At 48.1% G+C, this 18367-nt stretch carries 15 protein-coding genes and 1 riboswitch; of the genes, 12 read left to right on the top strand and 3 right to left on the bottom strand.

Annotated features, from left to right (window positions below; all coding sequences use genetic code 11):
* Nucleotides 1-153: 153 nt before the first annotated feature.
* Nucleotides 154-1308: an acetylornithine deacetylase gene (argE, locus tag JK154_RS15180; protein WP_211993406.1), complete on the bottom strand. Its 1155-nt coding sequence runs from the start codon at nucleotides 1306-1308 to the stop codon at nucleotides 154-156.
* 183 nt (nucleotides 1309-1491) lie between these two features.
* Between argE and argC the strand changes: the two genes are divergently transcribed.
* From argC to oxyR, 5 genes are all read left to right on the top strand, one after another.
* Complete coding sequence (gene argC, locus JK154_RS15175) at nucleotides 1492-2493, top strand: N-acetyl-gamma-glutamyl-phosphate reductase (RefSeq protein WP_211993405.1); 1002 nt, start codon at nucleotides 1492-1494, stop codon at nucleotides 2491-2493.
* A 16-nt stretch (nucleotides 2494-2509) separates the two neighbouring features.
* A complete protein-coding gene (gene argB / locus JK154_RS15170) occupies nucleotides 2510-3286 on the top strand; it encodes an acetylglutamate kinase (RefSeq protein ID WP_211993404.1) in 777 nt (258 codons plus the stop codon).
* A gap of 28 nt (nucleotides 3287-3314) precedes the next feature.
* On the top strand, nucleotides 3315-4532 hold the full coding sequence (locus tag JK154_RS15165) for an argininosuccinate synthase (protein ID WP_211993403.1): 1218 nt from the start codon (nucleotides 3315-3317) through the stop codon (nucleotides 4530-4532).
* 85 nt (nucleotides 4533-4617) lie between these two features.
* On the top strand, nucleotides 4618-5991 hold the full coding sequence (argH, locus tag JK154_RS15160; protein WP_211993402.1) for an argininosuccinate lyase: 1374 nt from the start codon (nucleotides 4618-4620) through the stop codon (nucleotides 5989-5991).
* Between the two features lie 83 nt (nucleotides 5992-6074).
* Nucleotides 6075-6989 carry a DNA-binding transcriptional regulator OxyR gene (gene oxyR / locus JK154_RS15155; RefSeq protein ID WP_211993401.1) on the top strand — a complete coding sequence of 305 codons (915 nt, stop codon included), beginning with the start codon at nucleotides 6075-6077 and terminating at the stop codon, nucleotides 6987-6989.
* Here the strand turns inward: oxyR and sthA are convergent.
* Nucleotides 6972-8372, bottom strand: a complete 1401-nt coding sequence (gene sthA, locus JK154_RS15150; protein WP_211993400.1) for a Si-specific NAD(P)(+) transhydrogenase — start codon at nucleotides 8370-8372, stop codon at nucleotides 6972-6974. The genes oxyR and sthA overlap by 18 nt on opposite strands.
* Before the next feature lie 198 nt (nucleotides 8373-8570).
* Here sthA and fabR point away from each other — a divergent pair, with 198 nt between their 5' ends.
* The 5 genes from fabR to JK154_RS15125 all read left to right on the top strand — a co-directional run bounded on the left by fabR (nucleotide 8571) and on the right by JK154_RS15125 (nucleotide 13934).
* Nucleotides 8571-9212 (top strand): HTH-type transcriptional repressor FabR, encoded by a 642-nt coding sequence (fabR, locus tag JK154_RS15145; protein ID WP_211993492.1) that lies wholly within the window; start codon nucleotides 8571-8573, stop codon nucleotides 9210-9212.
* A 13-nt stretch (nucleotides 9213-9225) separates the two neighbouring features.
* On the top strand, nucleotides 9226-9609 hold the full coding sequence (locus JK154_RS15140) for a YijD family membrane protein (protein WP_211993399.1): 384 nt from the start codon (nucleotides 9226-9228) through the stop codon (nucleotides 9607-9609).
* Between the two features lie 490 nt (nucleotides 9610-10099).
* A complete protein-coding gene (locus tag JK154_RS15135; protein ID WP_211993398.1) occupies nucleotides 10100-10828 on the top strand; it encodes an SDR family oxidoreductase in 729 nt (242 codons plus the stop codon).
* Between the two features lie 12 nt (nucleotides 10829-10840).
* Entirely contained in the window at nucleotides 10841-12445 is a 1605-nt protein-coding gene (locus JK154_RS15130) for an FGGY-family carbohydrate kinase (protein ID WP_211993397.1), read from the top strand.
* 760 nt (nucleotides 12446-13205) lie between these two features.
* Nucleotides 13206-13934, top strand: a complete 729-nt coding sequence (locus JK154_RS15125; protein ID WP_211993396.1) for a hypothetical protein — start codon at nucleotides 13206-13208, stop codon at nucleotides 13932-13934.
* Nucleotides 13935-14147: 213 nt separating this feature from the next.
* Here the strand turns inward: JK154_RS15125 and trmA are convergent, their stop codons facing one another.
* Complete coding sequence (gene trmA, locus JK154_RS15120) at nucleotides 14148-15254, bottom strand: tRNA (uridine(54)-C5)-methyltransferase TrmA (RefSeq protein ID WP_211993395.1); 1107 nt, start codon at nucleotides 15252-15254, stop codon at nucleotides 14148-14150.
* 121 nt (nucleotides 15255-15375) lie between these two features.
* A riboswitch (cobalamin riboswitch) is annotated at nucleotides 15376-15562 on the top strand.
* A 64-nt stretch (nucleotides 15563-15626) separates the two neighbouring features.
* On the opposite strand from trmA, the gene btuB reads away from it, so the two are divergent.
* A complete protein-coding gene (gene btuB, locus JK154_RS15115) occupies nucleotides 15627-17468 on the top strand; it encodes a TonB-dependent vitamin B12 receptor BtuB (RefSeq protein WP_211993394.1) in 1842 nt (613 codons plus the stop codon).
* Nucleotides 17413-18279, top strand: a complete 867-nt coding sequence (gene murI / locus JK154_RS15110; protein WP_211993393.1) for a glutamate racemase — start codon at nucleotides 17413-17415, stop codon at nucleotides 18277-18279. The genes btuB and murI overlap by 56 nt, the downstream gene beginning before the upstream one ends.
* The last annotated feature ends 88 nt before the right edge of the window (nucleotides 18280-18367 follow it).

The raw sequence follows: 18367 nt of genomic DNA, 5'->3' as shown, positions 1-18367 counted from the left end.
TACTCATTCGTCAATTACTACGAAATCGTTTCAGCAAACGATTAACGGGCTTTAATACATGAAATTTAATTGCGGGCTAAATGTATAAGTAGTTCTTATTAAAATAGCGCTAAAACCAGAATAAAAGGAGGGAAAACCCCCTTTTCCCCCGATTTACTCATGCCAACAAAAATGATGAACAACTTGAGAAATAAGCTCACGGGTGGGCTTAATAAAGCGTGTTTCTATGTATTCATCGGGCTGATGAGCTTGATTGATAGAACCCGGGCCTAATACCAGTGTTGGGCAAAGAGCCTGAATAAACGGTGCTTCAGTACAATAATTGACCACCTCTGTTTTTGTGTTCAGTAATTTCTCAATAACCTGTACCAGCTGGCTATCTTGTGGGCATTCATATCCAGGGATCGGCGGGTGTAGTTCGGAGACTGTCAGGCGTCCAGGGTAGCGTTGGCTGACGGGTTCTAACGCTTCAACCAGCAACTCTTCCAGATTAGTGAGTGACATTCCTGGCAAAGGGCGAATATCCATATGCAGCTCACAGCAGGCACAAATCCGGTTAGGGGCATCGCCACCATTAATATAGCCAAGGTTAAGCGTTGGATAAGGTACCGCGAATGCGGCATAGTGGTAACGCTCTTTAAAATTGTCGCGCAAGGTTAGAATCTGGCCAATTGCCTCGTGCATCAGTTCAATGGCATTCACTCCCCGAGCAGGGTCACTGGAGTGGCCTGACTGGCCCAGGATACGAATGGCATTAGAAATATGGCCTTTATGGGCACGCACTGGCTGCAGGGAGGTAGGTTCACCGATAATGGCAAAATCCGGGCGAATATGCGTGTTTTCAGAGAAATAACGGGCCCCTGCCATCGTAGTTTCTTCATCGGCAGTCGCGAGGATATAGAGCGGTTTTTTCAGCCGCGTTACGTCGATATCACGCAATGCGTCAAGAATAAAGGCAAAAAACCCCTTCATGTCCGCACTACCCAAGCCATAAAGTTTATTGTCATGTTCAGTTAATGTGAAGGGGTCACGAGTCCAGCGGCCATCATCAAACGGAACCGTATCGGTATGGCCAGCCAGTAATAGACCGCCCGCCCCCTGCCCAGTACTGGCCAGCATATTGAATTTGTTGCGCGTACCGGGCACTGGCTGAATTTCTACATGAAAATTCAGGTCACGAAACCAGCCAGCCAGTAAATTGATTAAAGACTCATTACTCTGATCGAGTGCGCTGTCGGTGGCACTGATAGAAGGTATTGCGATCAAAGCGCGGTAAATCTCGATAAAAGGGGGTAATTTCATCTTCACTGTTGACAGCCCTTAGGTTAGGATAGTATCAATATTCATGCACTAATTGTGAATAAAAATACATTAGCATTGAGCGTAAAGGAACCATTAATTGTTCCGGTGATGAACACCACGCACGCAGACGTGGGTGAAAGCTTCAGGCTGTCACCTTAAACAGACCGACGAAGAAGGTGAACTGCCCAGATGTTAAATACACTGATTGTGGGTGCTAGCGGCTATGCAGGTGTGGAGCTTGTAACCTATTTAAATCGCCATCCTCATATGAACATAACCGCTTTAACGGTATCAGCGCAAAGTTCAGATGCAGGAAAGTTAATATCCGATTTGCATCCGCATTTAAAAGGTATTGTCGATATGCCATTACAGGCGATGTCGGACATCAGTGAATTTAGTCATGTGGATGTGGTGTTCCTGGCAACAGCTCATGAAGTGAGCCATGACCTGGCACCGCAGTTTCTGGCAGCAGGTTGTACCGTTATTGACCTCTCAGGGGCATTTCGCGTTAACGATGGTGACTTCTATCAACGTTATTATGGCTTTACCCATCAACATGGGGACTTACTGGATGAGGCCGTATACGGCCTCGCAGAATGGCAGCATGATGACATTAAAAGCGCACGGTTAATTGCTGTTCCAGGCTGCTATCCAACCGTTTCTCAGCTGGCTTTGAAACCCCTTATCGAAGCAGATCTGCTGGATTTGAATCAGTGGCCGGTGATTAATGCCACCAGTGGTGTGAGTGGTGCAGGGCGCAAAGCGGCTATCTCCAATAGTTTTTGTGAGGTAAGCCTGCAACCTTACGGTATTTTTAACCATCGCCATCATCCGGAAATTGCAGCACACTTGGGGACATCGGTCATCTTCACTCCCCATTTAGGCAATTTCCCCCGGGGTATACTGGCAACCATTACTGCGCGTCTGAAGCCAGCAGTGACTGCCGAAATTGTCGCTGAAACATTTAAACAAGCATACAGTAATAAGCCACTAGTACGGCTGTATGACAAAGGTGTCCCTGCACTGAAAAACGTGGTGGGTTTGCCCTTCTGTGATATCGGTTTTGCTGTACAGGATGACCATATCATCGTTGTTGGTACAGAGGATAACCTGTTAAAAGGCGCCGCAGCGCAGGCAGTTCAGTGTTTGAATATTCGTTTTGGCTTTGCTGAAACTCAGTCTCTTATTTAACCGTCAGTTGGGTGAAATGATGAATCCTTTAATTATCAAACTAGGTGGCGTGTTACTGGATAGCGAAGAGGCGCTAGCGCGCCTGTTTACTGCCTTGATGACTTATCGCCAGTCGCACCAACGGCCACTGGTTATTGTGCATGGTGGTGGCTGCCTGGTAGACGAACTAATGAAAAAGCTGGCGCTACCCGTCGAGAAAAAAAAGGGTCTGCGTGTCACTCCCGCGGATCAAATAGACATTATCACCGGCGCATTGGCAGGGACGGCGAATAAAACTCTGTTAGCCTGGGCGAAGAAATATGGCATCAATGGTGTCGGTTTGTGCCTCGGAGATGGTGACAGCGTCAATGTCACTCAGCTTGATGAGTCATTAGGCCATGTTGGCCTGGCAACCCCAGGTTCACCGGCGTTGATTCAGGCTCTGTTGGCGAGTAATTTTCTGCCGATTGTCAGCTCCATTGGGGTGACGGCAGAAGGTGAACTAATGAACGTGAATGCGGATCAGGCAGCAACCGCCCTGGCTGCAACATTGGGTGCGGACTTAATTTTGCTGTCAGATGTGAGCGGTATTCTGGATGGCAAAGGACAACGTATCGCTGAAATGACAGCAGAAAAAGCGGAGCAACTTATTCAGCAGGGTATTATTACTGACGGTATGATTGTTAAAGTGAATGCGGCACTCGACGCCGCGCGCACGTTGCAGCGCCCAGTCGATATTGCTTCCTGGCGTCACGCAGAACAACTTCCGGCTTTATTTAACGGCGTTGCCATTGGCACCCGGATTCTGGCATAGACAAAGAACAGGTTTAAAGGAAACGATAATGCAAAACCACGGCATCAAAAAAATTGTTCTCGCATACTCAGGCGGCCTTGATACTTCAGCCATTATTCCATGGCTCAAGGAGAATTACGGCGATTGTGAAGTGGTCGCTTGTGTAGTGGATATCGGTCAGGATCGTGAAGATCTGAAAGGTGTTGAGCAAAAAGCGCTGCGTTCTGGGGCCAGTGAATGTTATGTCGTTGATGCTCGTGAAGAGTTTATCAGTGATTATGTTTATCCTGTTCTGCAGACCGGCGCATTGTATGAAGGCAGCTATCTGCTGGGTACATCCATGGCACGTCCACTGATTGCTAAAGCGCTGGTGGATGTCGCGAACAAAGTCGGTGCTGATGCTTTATGCCACGGTGCCACCGGTAAAGGTAATGATCAGGTACGTTTCGAGTCCACTTGGGCTGCACTGGCACCACATCTGAAAGTCGTTGCTCCGTGGCGCGAGTGGAACCTGCGTTCCCGTGAAGCTCTGCTGGACTATCTGAAAGAGCGTGATATCCCTACCACCGCCTCACTGGAAAAAATCTACAGCCGTGACGAAAACGCCTGGCATATCTCCACCGAAGGTGGCGTGCTGGAAAGCCCATGGAATGCTCCAAACAAAGATTGCTGGGTCTGGACTGTTGACCCGCAGGAAGCTCCGGATCAGGCTGAACAGGTGACCGTCACCGTTAAACAAGGCAAAGTGGTTGCGGTTAATGGGGAGGCTCTCAGCCCGTTCAAGTGTCTGGAAGCACTGAATGCCATTGGCGCCAAACACGGTATTGGTCGTATCGATATTGTTGAGAACCGTCTGGTAGGTATTAAATCTCGTGGCTGCTATGAAACCCCGGGGGGCACCATCATCATGGCTGCACTGCGTGGTGTTGAGCAACTGGTTCTGGATCGTGATTCTTTCAAATGGCGTGAACAGCTGGGCCTGGAAATGTCTTACGTGGTTTACGATGGTCGCTGGTTTGCACCACTGCGTAAATCTTTGCAGGCCGCTGCAGAATCGCTGGCTGAAGAGGTTAACGGTGAAGTCGTTCTGCAGCTTTACAAAGGGCAGGTGACTGCCATTCAGAAAAAATCACCAAACAGCCTGTATAGCGAAGAGTTTGCTACCTTTGGTGAAGATGAAGTGTACGACCACAGTCATGCAGGTGGCTTTATCCGTCTGTTCTCACTCTCTTCACGTATTCGTGCACTGAACGAGCTGAAGAAATAATCACAGCATAGTAGTGGTTGAAATCGGGGAACCTCAGGTTCCCTGTTTTAAAAGTCATAATGAAAACGAATAATGGAGCATGGCTATGGCACTTTGGGGTGGACGTTTTACACAGGCAGCCGATCAACGGTTTAAACAGTTCAATGATTCTTTACGCTTTGACTATCGTCTGGCAGAGCAAGATATCGTCGGTTCTGTTGCCTGGTCCAAAGCATTAGTTACCGTAGGCGTGCTGACGGCTACCGAGCAGCAGCAGCTGGAAGAAGCACTACAGACTTTACTGACCGAAGTGCAGGCTGATCCTGACGCAATCCTTAAAAGTGATGCGGAAGATATTCATAGCTGGGTCGAAGGTAAGCTGATAGATAAAGTGGGGGCCTTGGGTAAGAAACTGCATACCGGGCGTAGTCGTAATGATCAGGTAGCGACGGATCTGAAGCTGTGGTGCAAAATGCAGATCAGCGAGTTACTGGTCGCGACACGCCATCTGCAACAGGCCCTGGTCGAAACAGCAGAAGTAAACCAGGATGCAGTGATGCCAGGCTATACCCATTTACAACGTGCCCAGCCCGTCACTTTTGCTCACTGGTGTCTGGCCTATGTTGAAATGCTGGCCCGTGACGAAAGTCGCCTGCAAGATACACTGACTCGTCTCGATGTCAGCCCATTAGGGAGCGGTGCCCTGGCTGGCACAGCTTACGAAATTGACCGTGAACAACTGGCCGGCTGGCTGGGCTTTGCTGCTGCAACCCGTAATAGCCTGGACAGTGTTTCTGACCGTGATCACGTGCTGGAGCTACTCTCTGATGCTTCAATTGGGATGGTGCATTTATCCCGCTTTGCTGAAGATCTCATTTTCTTCAACAGTGGCGAAGCCGCTTTTGTTGAGCTTTCAGATCGTGTGACATCCGGGTCTTCCCTGATGCCACAGAAGAAAAATCCGGACGCACTGGAGCTTATCCGGGGTAAAACAGGCCGTGTTCAAGGTGCCTTAACCGGTATGATGATGACTCTGAAAGGCCTGCCACTGGCTTATAACAAAGACATGCAGGAAGACAAAGAAGGGCTGTTTGACGCGCTGGATACCTGGCTTGATTGTTTGCACATGTCCACATTAGTTCTGGATGGCATTCAGGTGAAACGTCCTCGCTGCCGTGAAGCCGCAGAGCAAGGCTATGCCAACTCGACCGAGCTTGCGGATTACCTGGTCGCAAAAGGTGTACCATTCCGTGAGGCGCACCATATTGTCGGTGAGGCGGTTGTGGAAGCCATTAAACAGAGCAAAGCACTTGAGGCCTTATCCCTTGAGGATCTGCAGAAGTTTAGCCCGGTGATTGGTGATGATGTTTACGGCGTGTTGTCATTGCAATCCTGCCTTGATAAGCGTGCCGCTAAAGGAGGGGTATCACCTCTTCAGGTTGCTAAGGCGATTGCTGAAGCCAAACAGCGATTGATCTGATTTTTCTGTCGCTATTGATAGTTATTAACTTTCGTTGTTATGATATCTATAGTTAATAACTATCTTTTCGAGGGCGACAGATAATGAATATCCGTGATCTTGAATATCTGGTTGCGCTGTCTGAACATCTTCATTTTCGCCGTGCAGCAGATGCCTGTCATGTCAGCCAGCCAACACTGAGTGGTCAGATTCGTAAGCTGGAAGATGAGCTGGGCATCATGTTACTTGAGCGAACCAGTCGCAAGGTGCTGTTCACTCAGGCGGGTTTGCTGCTGGTAGAGCAGGCACGTACTGTACTGCGTGAAGTGAAAGTATTACAAGAGATGGCGAGCCAGCAGGGTGACACCATGTCGGGCCCACTACACATTGGGATTATACCGACAATTGGGCCTTATTTATTGCCATTGATAATTCCCGCATTGCGCCAGGCTTTCCCTAAGCTTGAGATGTATCTGCATGAAGCACAAACCCATCAACTACTTGCCCAACTTGACAGTGGTAAACTCGACTGTGCCATTCTGGCACTGGTAAAAGAGAGCGAAGCCTTTATCGAAGTCCCTCTATTTGATGAGCCGATGATTTTGGCTATTTATCAGGATCATCCCTGGGCTGATCGGGAAAGTGTCCCCTTGTCTGAACTGGCGGGTGAGAAATTACTGATGCTGGAAGATGGGCATTGTTTACGTGACCAGGCAATGGGGTTCTGTTTTGCCGTAGGGGCCGATGAAGATACTCACTTCCGGGCGACGAGTCTGGAAACTTTGCGTAACATGGTGGCTGCGGGGAGTGGTATTACTCTGTTGCCGGCACTGGCGGTTCCTCAGGAACGCGTTCGTGATGGTGTGGTATACATCCCATGTTATAAACCAGAACCACAGCGCACTGTAGGGCTGGTTTATCGTCCTGGCTCACCGTTGCGCAATCGTTATGAACAGCTGGCTGGAGCCATCCAAAAACAGATGGATGGCCATTTTGCACGTTTAAAAGAGGCGGTTTAAGCCATTTAATGCAGCGACCCGATAGGCTTCGGCCATGGTCGGGTAGTTAAAGGTGGTATTCACGAAGTACTCAATCGTGTTTCCGCCACCTTTCTGCTCCATAATGGCCTGGCCAATATGGATAATTTCCGCAGCACGTTCGCCAAAGCAGTGAATACCGAGGATCTCTTTTGTTTCACGATGAAAGAGTATCTTCAGGGTACCGATATTCATGCCAACAATCTGAGCACGAGCCAGGTGCTTAAATTGTGCCCGCCCGACTTCATAAGGTACTTTCATTTCCGTGAGCTGTTGTTCGGTCTGCCCGACGGAACTGATTTCTGGAATGGTATAAATACCGGTCGGGATATCTTTGATCAGGTGAGCGGTAGACTCCCCTTTCACGATAGCTTGTGCGGCAATACGGCCTTGATCATAGGCAGCGGAAGCCAGGCTCGGATAGCCAATGACATCCCCAACGGCATAAACATGAGGCAGCGCCGTCTGATACATACTGTTTACTTTAAGCAGACCACGGCCATCGGCGGGTAACCCAATGTTTTCGAGCGCTAAAGAGTCTGTATTCCCGGTGCGGCCATTGGCATACAGTAAACAGTCCGCTTTTACCTTCTTGCCGGATTTTAATGAGACGATAACACCGTCATCGACACCTTCAATAGATTCAAACTCTTCGTTATGGCGGATGACAACGCCGTTATTCCAGAAGTGGTAGGAGAGAGAGTCAGACATTTCCTGATCGAGAAATGCCAGTAGCCGATCACGCGTGTTGATCAGGTCAACTTTAACGTTCATTCCCCGGAAGATAGACGCGTATTCGCAACCAATAACCCCGGCACCATAAATAATGACATGGCGTGGGTCATGTTGCAGGCTCAGAATGGAATCACTGTCGTAAACACGAGGGTGGTTAAAATCCACTTCTGGGGGGCGGTAAGGGCGTGAACCGCAGGCAATAACAAATTTCTCTGCAGTATAAGTTTCCACTGAACCATCAGGGCATTCCAGGGCAAGAGTGTGCTCATCAACAAAACGAGCATCACCCTGTAATATTTCGCAGTGGTTACGTTCATAAAAACCCTGACGCATGCGGGTTTGCTGGTTGATGACACTGTCTGCATGATTGAGGATGTCAGAAAATGAAGAGCGAAGCGGGTGTGAGTGGTCGCTATAGAGTGGGTTTTGGTTGAATTCAATGATACGGCTAACGGCGTGGCGGAGGGCTTTAGAAGGAATAGTACCCCAGTGGGTACAGCCACCTCCGACATTATGATAGCGTTCAATTACGGCTATCCTGGCACCTTGTTTAACAAGGCCCATAGCGGCACCTTCGCCTCCAGGACCGGAACCAATCACGATTACATCATAATCATAGGAGTGAGACATGGTGAGCGCCTACCTGTTCTTATACATAAAAACAACATAACTGTAACATGAGCGGAAAAATAACCCAATTATCATTGTGTTCTTTACTGACGTTAGCATTTCAGCGTGGTGTAAACAATCATTCACATTGTATTGTAAAAGGGGTAGTTTTAATCTTTGGTATCGTACCGGCTTGGTTTGAAGGATTCAGGCAACATGATGGGTGTTCGAGCGCAACAAAAAGAGAGAACTCGACGTTCTTTAGTGGAAGCTGCGTTTAGTCAGTTAAGCGCGGAAAGGAGTTTTGCCAGCCTGAGTCTGCGTGAAGTCGCGCGTGAGGCGGGTATTGCCCCAACATCATTTTATCGACATTTTCGTGACGTCGATGAGCTGGGGTTAACCATGGTCGATGAAAGTGGTTTAATGCTGCGCCAGCTTATGCGGCAGGCGCGTCAGCGTATTGCTAAAGGTGGCAGTGTCATTCGTACCTCTGTTGCGACCTTTATGGAATTTATTGGTGATAATCCTAATGCATTCCGTTTGTTACTGCGTGAACGATCCGGAACGTCTGCCGCTTTCCGTGCAGCGGTGGTGCGGGAAATTCAGCATTTCATTGCCGAGCTGGCTGATTATCTGGAGCACGAAAATCATATGCCGCGCAGTTTTACCGAGGCGCAAGCGGATGCCATGGTTACAATAGTGTTCAGTGCTGGGGCAGAAGCATTAGATGTGGATATTGAACAGCGACGCCAATTAGAAGAGCGATTAGTCCTTCAGTTACGTATGATTTCAAAAGGTGCGTACTACTGGTATCGACGAGAACAAGAAAGATTAACACTGGCTCAAATACCCGAAGAATAAGGATGACAGATAAATGAAACAGTTACCTGAAAGAGGAACTTTAGTGCTGGCACTGATTGCTGGTGTTTCGATAAATGGTTCTTTTGCTGCCTTGTTTAGTGGGTTAGTGCCATTTTCTATTTTCCCTATTATTGCCTTGGTACTGGCGGTGTATACCCTGAGTCAGCGTTATAAGGACAGTACCATGGCTGAAGGTTTACCGAGCCTGGCTGTGGCCTGGTTTGTGTTAGGTATCCTCTTGTACAGTACTTTCATTCGGGTTGTACACCCGGATATTGGCTCTAATTTTGTGCCCTCTATTTTGTCTGTTGTGCTGCTGTTTTGGATCTTCGCCAGGATGCGTACCCGGAAAAAACAGACTACTGATCCGCACCATGACGAGATGAACGAAGGGTAGCGTTGTCAGGTCATTCATTGAGTGAAAATGACGAATACCTAACCCCATTATCAAGTAAGCAGAATCCCCCACCTGAGCCGTCCCGGCTCAGGTCAGATCGAGTGGATTGCCTCCCGCCCGGTTTCCATCCTCAAGTCGTGACGTTCAGCCTATCCCATTGTAGGTAATCCTGAGGCAGTTCACCTTTTTGATATTAATAGAGAAGCAACCTGCCTAAGTGGTTCCATGCCCTGTAGTACAACAGTGACCTTTGATGTTATGTTGGCTGCATCATTATGCTCCCAGTCAGCCGGGGATTGCGATAATGCATAGTCTGTTTTATGAGGAGTTATTGTCATTCGAGCCATTTCTGACAGGCTGACCTTGTTCAATATCTTCTCCTCCTTTCGTTAAATGATTACAGATGGCGTCCTGGCTAATACGGTTATTGTTATTTCGTACACCGCTACCCTGTTAGTTACAGGCGAGTTTGATTTTAAAGGAGTCATAAATGGGTGTTTCGATTGCGAATAAAGTTGCAGCCATTACTGGGGCCGCTTCTGGGATCGGCCTTGAGTGTGCCAGAATACTGATTGATGCTGGCGTGAAAGTGGTTCTGATTGACCGTGCAGCCGATCAACTTCAGGAGCGGGTCAAAGAACTGGGGCCTGATGCTATCCCACTGGTTGTGGATCTTCTGAATCCGAAAGATGTCGATAGCATGCTGCCACGTATCCTGGAAGCCGCTGGACGGCTGGATATTTTCCATGCTAATGCGGGGGCCTATATTGGTGGATTAGTCGCGGAAGGTGATCCAGATGTGTGGGATAATGTATTGAATTTAAACATTAATGCGGCATTCCGTTCCGTACGTGCCGTTTTACCGCATCTCATCGCACAGAAATCGGGTGATATCTTGTTCACCAGCTCTGTCGCGGGAGTCGTTCCGGTTATCTGGGAGCCGATTTACACCGCATCTAAATTCGCAGTACAGGCTTTTGTCCACTCAACTCGTCGCCAGGTGTTTAGCCATGGTGTACGCGTAGGTGCGGTCTTACCTGGACCAGTAGTGACGTCTCTGCTGGCTGACTGGCCACCAGAAAAAATGGAAGAAGCTTTAGCCAGCGGTAGCCTGATGCAGCCGATTGAAGTGGCCGAAGCCGTACTCTTTATGCTGACACGGCCAAGCCATGTAACGGTTCGTGATTTAGTGATTTTACCCAACAGCGTTGATTTATAACCTGGAGAATGAATGAATAAAGATCAGGTCGTTATCGGCGTTGATGTCGGCACGGGAAGTGCGCGGGCAGGAGTCTTTAACCTCGCCGGGGAGATGTTATCCACGGCACGACGTGAGATCACGCTTTATCAGCCGCAACCACATTATGCTGAACAATCATCGGCAGAAATTTGGCAAGCGATATGTGACTCCGTCAAACAAGCTCTTGCTGAATCAGGGGCCAGTCCTCAATCTGTTGCCGGGATTGGTTTCGATGCGACCTGTTCTTTGGTCGTTGTGGGCCATCATGGTGAGCCACTGCCAGTGAATGCGGACAATGACACCCAGCGCGATATCATTGTCTGGATGGATCACCGGGCCACAGGACAAGCCCGGCGCATTAATCAGATGGGCCACCCCGTTTTACGTTATGTGGGTGACAAGATATCACCCGAGATGCAGACGCCAAAATTGCTGTGGCTGAAGGAAAACCTACCAGAAACCTTTAATGCCGCATGGCAATTTTTTGATTTGGCAGACTGGCTCACATGGCGTGCTAGTGGTGATTTAGTTCGGTCTGTCTGCACCCTCACCTGTAAGTGGACCTGGCTTGCACATGAGAAACGATGGGATGACAGTTACTTCGAGTCCATTGGGCTGGAAGCATTCCCCCAGGAAGGGTACGCCCGTATCGGGCAGAATATGCAGCCGCCGGGTACCGCTTGTGGAAAGGGGGTGACAGCAGAAGCAGCTCATCAGCTTGGGTTGCTACCTGGTACGCCTGTCGCTGTAGGGATGATTGATGCACATGCGGGGGGAATTGGCAGTCTGGGGGTTTTTAAGAGTGTATTAAGAAACATGGCCTATGTCTTTGGCACTTCTTCTTGCACGATGACTACCACAGAAGCGCCCATATTTATTCCAGGGGTCTGGGGCCCCTACTTCTCTGCAATGGTGCCCGGGATGTGGCTCAATGAGGGGGGACAAAGTGCAGCCGGCGCAGCCATTGATCGGCTGTTATCCTTGCATCCAGCAGCACCGGCTGCGAAAGCAGAAGCTAAACGTTTTGGTAAAGCGTTACCGGTCTATCTGGCAGATTTGCTTGTTGAGCAAGTTGATGATATTTCAAAAACAATTGATTTGGCTAAAGGGATCCATGTTGTCCCTGAATTTTTGGGAAACCGTGCACCTTTCGCCGATCCAGATGCCAGGGCAGTGATTGCGGGTCTGGATATGGATGGCTCATTTGAAAATTTGCTGCAGTTCTACGTCGCCGGTGTCTGCGGGATCGGCTACGGTCTACGCCAAATTCTTGAAGTACAAGAACAAGCGGGAGCACCTGTCGACAACATTGTCATCAGTGGAGGGGCCGGGCAGCATCCATTTATCCGCCAGTTACTGGCGGATGCTTGTGGTAAACCGATATTATCGACTCGTACGACGGAACCCGTACTATTAGGAAGTGCGATTCTGGGAGCGGTCGCGGGGGGGATTTTTGCGGACCTTCCTGAAGGTATGGCAGCCCTGACTTCAATAGACCTGCGGTATTTGCCCGACGATAGCGTTCAGGAACAGCATCAACGGCGCTATCGCTCATTCACTATGCTACAACAAACTGCAAAAGGGCTTGAAGGTTAACAAGCTCACGCGAGTACATTGTCAGCGTAGTACTATTCAGGGGCCGCATATTGGAATGCATGCCATTATCGCCGGGTCACAGGATAAGTGTCCAGGCGATGGCCTTGAATGGTGTTCACCCGGGTTATTCCCCAAGTCACTGCTTGAACCAAGAAAGTATAATGAAGTATTAAAGACCTGTAATTTTATTGAGTAATCAGGCACTACCTATCTCGGGGGGCATATTCGTATGGTATGGAGGTAATTATTTCATAAGATATAATAAGGTATTGTGATATAGCATCTCAGGATACAGGACAGGCAACGGTATCCTGGTAAAGCATCAGTACAGTCATTCTATACGGCAATATTAATGATTGTTTAATGGTTGTTTTGTTCATTGATTTGGCTATAGTCAGCACATTCAATATTCAATTCACTGTTAACTTATGTGATGTAAAATTCCAGAATGTCAGATTTTTATTACAGCATTGAATTTCACCAGTCAGAAAATATTCTGGTGGCTTCATTCAAAAACAGTTTTATTAATATACTTACTGAAATATAAATTTTAGAAGAATAGTCTGTAGGGAAACGCACTATGTCTTTAAGTCTACAAAAGGCTGGAGGTTCTTCTTCAGTATCCGGGCTACTTTTACAACCTACTATCCATTCCAGATGTCATCCATCATTAGTTAAAAATGTTGATAGCCTGAAGTGTGCAGTTAATACACGAGTTATAAACGCTGTTGATAATAGTAAGCAGCCCGAAATCAAGACAGTGGCACCATTTTCAGATGCCTCACGCAATGAAAAACTGTCTGCGAACATTGCCAGAAAACGAGATGACTGGCGTAACGAGTATTATAGCCAGGCGAATCAATATATAAATAAAGTCACTGAATCACCCTCTTTTTTATCGGGCCTGTCCTGTAATATACGTAAGGCCAGTGCCTTTACTGAAAGTACTCGCAAAGGTTATTTGTCGGCATTCTCTTATATTGCTAAAAACGTTAATCAAAATTACTACCTTGGTATATTTCGCAACCTTCTTAGTTTCTTTTCAACAGGGGCGCTGAATCAGAATTGTGTTTTTTGTAGTAAGGCTGTCGATATGAATTTAGCGGAGCTGGCGAAAGGGAAAGTGGATAATTTCTGGGTCGCAAAGCAGACCAGCCAGGGGCAATTGCCACAAAATGTCGTAGAGGAAAACTACAACGCTTTTGTTATGCAAGCAGACCAGAGCCTCTCCAGTCAGCTTCTTGCCAGCACACGAGAACACAGTAGAAATATTATTATGGTGCCGGTCAAAAACAGATATTTTTCTCATGCCATGAATCTTGTCAGGACTGAAACGGCTGATCTGGTCATTGATGGGCAGTCAGGACGAGTGTATGACTTATCCTCTACGAAGGGAAAAGCACGCTTTGATGAACGTTATGGACACAATCGTGCACTGAATTTAGTGCAGATTTATCATACGGGGCAGGCTCCCGAGCTGGAAAAATAATTGCAATGACCCTAACCGAGTGGTCGGGATCTGCAGAGTGTTGGGGCCTTTCCGGGGGATGCTGTTTTCTGTCCGGGATGATTACGATGACGGTCTCAAAACATGACTGCTGAATGGCATCCATATGCTGGTGTATATATAGAGCCGGTATGATGCTACTTGATAGATAGACAGAGAAGGGCTGGAATAGCCCTTCAACGGTAGCTGGCTCGATTAGATGTCTCGGCGCGTCAGGAGCACCCCAGATTCCATATGGTGGGTATAAGGGAACTGATCAAACAACGCGAGGCGTTCAATGTGGTGTGTTTTGCCCAGGGTTTCGAGGTTTTCACATAAAGTGACTGGGTTACAAGAAATATACAGAATACGCGGATAAGCTTGTACCATGGTGAGTGTTTCTTGATCGAGGCCACTGCGTGGGGGATCGACAAAAATGGTTTCGCACTGGTAACTTTTTAAATCGATACCTTTCAAACGATTAAACTCACGTTCACCCTTCATGGCCTGTGTGAACTCTTCCGCCGCCATACGGATGATTTCAACATTATCAATCTGGTTAGCATCAATATTATATTGTGCTGCTGCCACAGATGGCTTGGCAATCTCAGTTGCCAGTACCCGGTTAAAATTACGTGCTAATGCCAGTGAAAAGTTACCGTTTCCACAATATAGTTCAAGCAAGTCCCCGCGAGCGTTTTGAGTAACATCCAGCGCCCACTCCAGCATATGAATATTTACGGCCGCATTCGGTTGGGTAAAGCTGTTCTCAATCTGCCGGTAGATCATGGCCTTACCTGCCACAACCAGGGACTCGTCCACATAGTCCTGATCGAGGCTGATTTTAGTTTTTGTGGCCCGGCCTATGAGATGAATATTGAAACCAGCATGACGCAGGCTATCGCGTAAGGCTTCTGCATGCTGTTGCCATTCATCATCCAGCTTGCGGTGATAAAGTAATGAAACGATGGCCTGCCCACTCACTGTGGTCAAATAATCAATCTGAAAGAGTTTATGGCGCAGAGCAGGAATGTTACGCACTCCGTCCAGCATGATGGGCATCAGCTGGTTTATCAACTCGCTGGCAGCAGGAAAGCTGTCGACGCGTATGCGGCTCTTGGTCTGTTGATCGAACATGATGTGGTAGAGATCATCGCCGTCATGCCAGATACGAAATTCTGCCCGCATCCGGTAGTGGCTTACCGGGGAGCGAAATACCTCCGGTTCGGGGGCAGCAAACGGGGCCATCATTGCTTTCAGGCGTGAGATTTTGTCAGCCAGCTGGGCATCGTACTGCTCTATCGGGAGAAGTTCAGGGGTCATGGCAAGCTATCCAGTCGTCAATGAATACATATTACGCGGCGATTGTAGGGATTCAGCCCTGGATGTCCAGCCCGATATCAGCATAAGTCTTTATGGAAGTCTGGACATCTATCTGATAATGACGTTAGCATGTGCGCCCGGCCTCCTGAGAGTTAAAAGGGAACCCAGTGAAATTCTGGGGCTGACGCGCAGCGGTAAGGAGCGACAAGATGAACGCATATTCTGCAAACACTGCCTGAAAAGGTGGGAAGTTATCATCTGAAGTATGTCACCAAGCCCGAAGACCTGCCGGACTAACGTCGCAATAAACATAGTAATCGCGTGCTATCTGCTATGTCTGCGGCATCCTGGTATAAAGTGGATGCTCTATAAATGATAATGAAGCAACTTTCGCTGCTGTCGGTATTATCCGCCACAGCTTTTTCCGTCTGGGCGCAAGATAACCATTCTGCAGATTCAATGGTGATTACTGCTAACCGTTTCCAGCAGCCGGTAAATACCGTGCTGGCACCCATCTCTGTTGTTACTCGGGAACAGATCGATCAATGGCAGTCAAAATCCTTGACCGATATTCTGCGTCGTTTACCTGGTGTGGATATTGCTTCAAATGGTGGGTTAGGGCAAAGCAGTTCTGTCTATATTCGTGGCGCTGAAGCTCGTCACACCTTAGTGCTAATTGACGGTATCCCACTGGCTAAGGCGGGTATTACGGGGACTGCGGATTTCAGTCAGATCCCGGTGTCACTGATTCAGCGTCTTGAGCTCATTCGAGGGCCGCGCTCTGCAGTTTATGGGGCTGATGCGATTGGTGGGGTAATAAATATCATTACACAGGACGACACCCCCGGTGGACAAATTCAGGCTGGGGTCGGGTCTAATCGTCTTCAGGAATATAACGGTAGCTTACGTCATAAAGTGGGTGACAATACGTTGCTGACCCTTGCTGGTGCTTACGAGGATACCAAAGGATTTAACGTTCAGCCGGATGCAAAAGATCCGTTGGGTGATGGACGAAGTGGCTTTAACAGTAAAACCTTCTGGGGAGGGGTTAATCACACCTTTAACGAGAATATAACAGGTTTTATCCGTGGTTACGGTTATAGCAATAAGACGGGATATTCTGCAGGCAAAAATGAACGCCAGTTGTATAACCATACTTATGACACCGGGATCAACTATGCGAACGATATTTACTCCACATTCCTGAGGGGGAGCTATCAGCATTATAAAGATTATAATTATTTGACCACTCAGGGGCTCTACAATACCGGGTCCTCGCTTGATGATATGACGCAACGTAATCTTCAGTGGGGGAATAGCCTGGCGCTGGGACAGGGTACGGTTAGCGCAGGGATTGACTGGCAACAGCAAAAGTTAACCACTGAAGACACAATCGTTTCCCAGGACTATAGCCGCAATAACACGGGGTATTACCTTACCGGACAACAGCAGATTGAAACCGTTACCCTCGAAGGGTCTGTCCGTGGGGATGATAACAACCAGTATGGCTGGAATGGGACCTGGCAGGCAGCTGCTGGGTGGCAGTTTATTCCTGACTATCGTGTAACCGCTTCATATGGAACGGGTTTTCAGGCTCCAACTCTGGGGCAACTCTTTGGTCAGAAAAGATTTAATATCGACCCTAATCCCGGCTTAAAGCCAGAAAAATCTAAACAGTTTGAACTCGGCTTTGAAGGGCAAACGGGGCCAGTCAACTGGCAGTTATCCGCATATAGAAATAAAATCAACAACTTAATAGATTATAATTCTACCAAAGTCGGAGATGACTGGATTGGTAACTACAGTAATTTACAAGCGGCGACTATCAAGGGAGTGGAGTGGACAGGTTCCTTTGATACCGGTATTTTTAGCCATCAGCTGACTTTCGGCTATCTTGACCCGCGTCGTGACTCCGATAATCAAGTCCTGGCACGCCGCTCCAGACACCAGTATAAATATCAGCTGGACTGGAACATGTTAGGAGCAGAGATGAATGTGGCTTATCAGTACTATGGTAAGCGTCTTAATAACAATACAAGCCAAAACCAATTACCAAGTTATAGCCTGGTCGACATTTCTGTCTCATATCCTGTCACCTCACACCTCACCATTCGTGGTAAAATAGCCAATCTGTTCGATAAAGATTACGAGACAGCTTATGGCTACCAAACCCCAGGACGTGAATACTACTTGTCTGGCGGCTACACCTTCTGATCCACGCCCTACCGTGCTGGTATTTGATTCCGGTGTGGGTGGGTTGTCTGTCTATGATGAAATCCGGCAGTTACTGCCGGATCTTCATTATATTTATGTATTCGATAACGTTGCCTTTCCATATGGTGAGAAGAGCGAAGAGTTTATTGTTGAACGTGTCTTATCTATTGTGACTGCGGTACAGCAACAATCTCCCCTTGCTCTGGCCGTTGTTGCCTGTAATACCGCCAGTACCGTTTCGTTGCCTGCATTACGTGAGGCATTCAACTTCCCGGTTGTTGGCGTCGTCCCGGCAATAAAACCGGCAGCACGGATGACGGCGAATGGCGTCGTCGGCTTGCTCGCCACGCGCGGCACGGTTAAACGGCCTTATACCCATGAGTTGATCGCTCGTTTTGCGACAGAATGCAAAATTGAGATGCTCGGTTCGGCAGAACTGGTTGAACTGGCCGAAGCCAAACTGCACGGTGAGCCTGTATCGCTGGATGAGCTGCGACGAATTTTAAAACCCTGGCTCAGAATGTCCGAACCGCCCGATACGGTCGTATTAGGCTGTACTCATTTCCCTCTATTACGTGAAGAACTGCTTGAAGTGCTACCACCAGGAACGCGCTTAATTGATTCAGGAGCTGCGATTGCTCGTCGTACCGTGTGGTTATTGGAGCATGAGGCCCCTGATGCGAGCTCAATAGAGGAAAATACCGCTTATTGTTTGGCTCTCACTCCAGAAACAGCACAATTAATACCCGTTTTACACCGTTATGGTTTTTCAAAACTGAAAGATCTGACGCTTTCTGAGCATTTTGGGTAAAAAAACGACGGTCAGTAAATTATTTTAAAATAGGGGTTGTCAGCTGAGAATAACTCCCTATAATGCGCCTCCACTGACACGGAACAAC

It is taken from the genome of Citrobacter sp. JGM124 (genome assembly GCF_018257795.1).
In the GTDB taxonomy this organism is placed as follows: Bacteria; Pseudomonadota; Gammaproteobacteria; order Enterobacterales; family Enterobacteriaceae; genus JGM124.
Note: the sequence above shows the minus strand (reverse complement) of the source record. Positions and strands in the feature narration are given on the sequence as shown.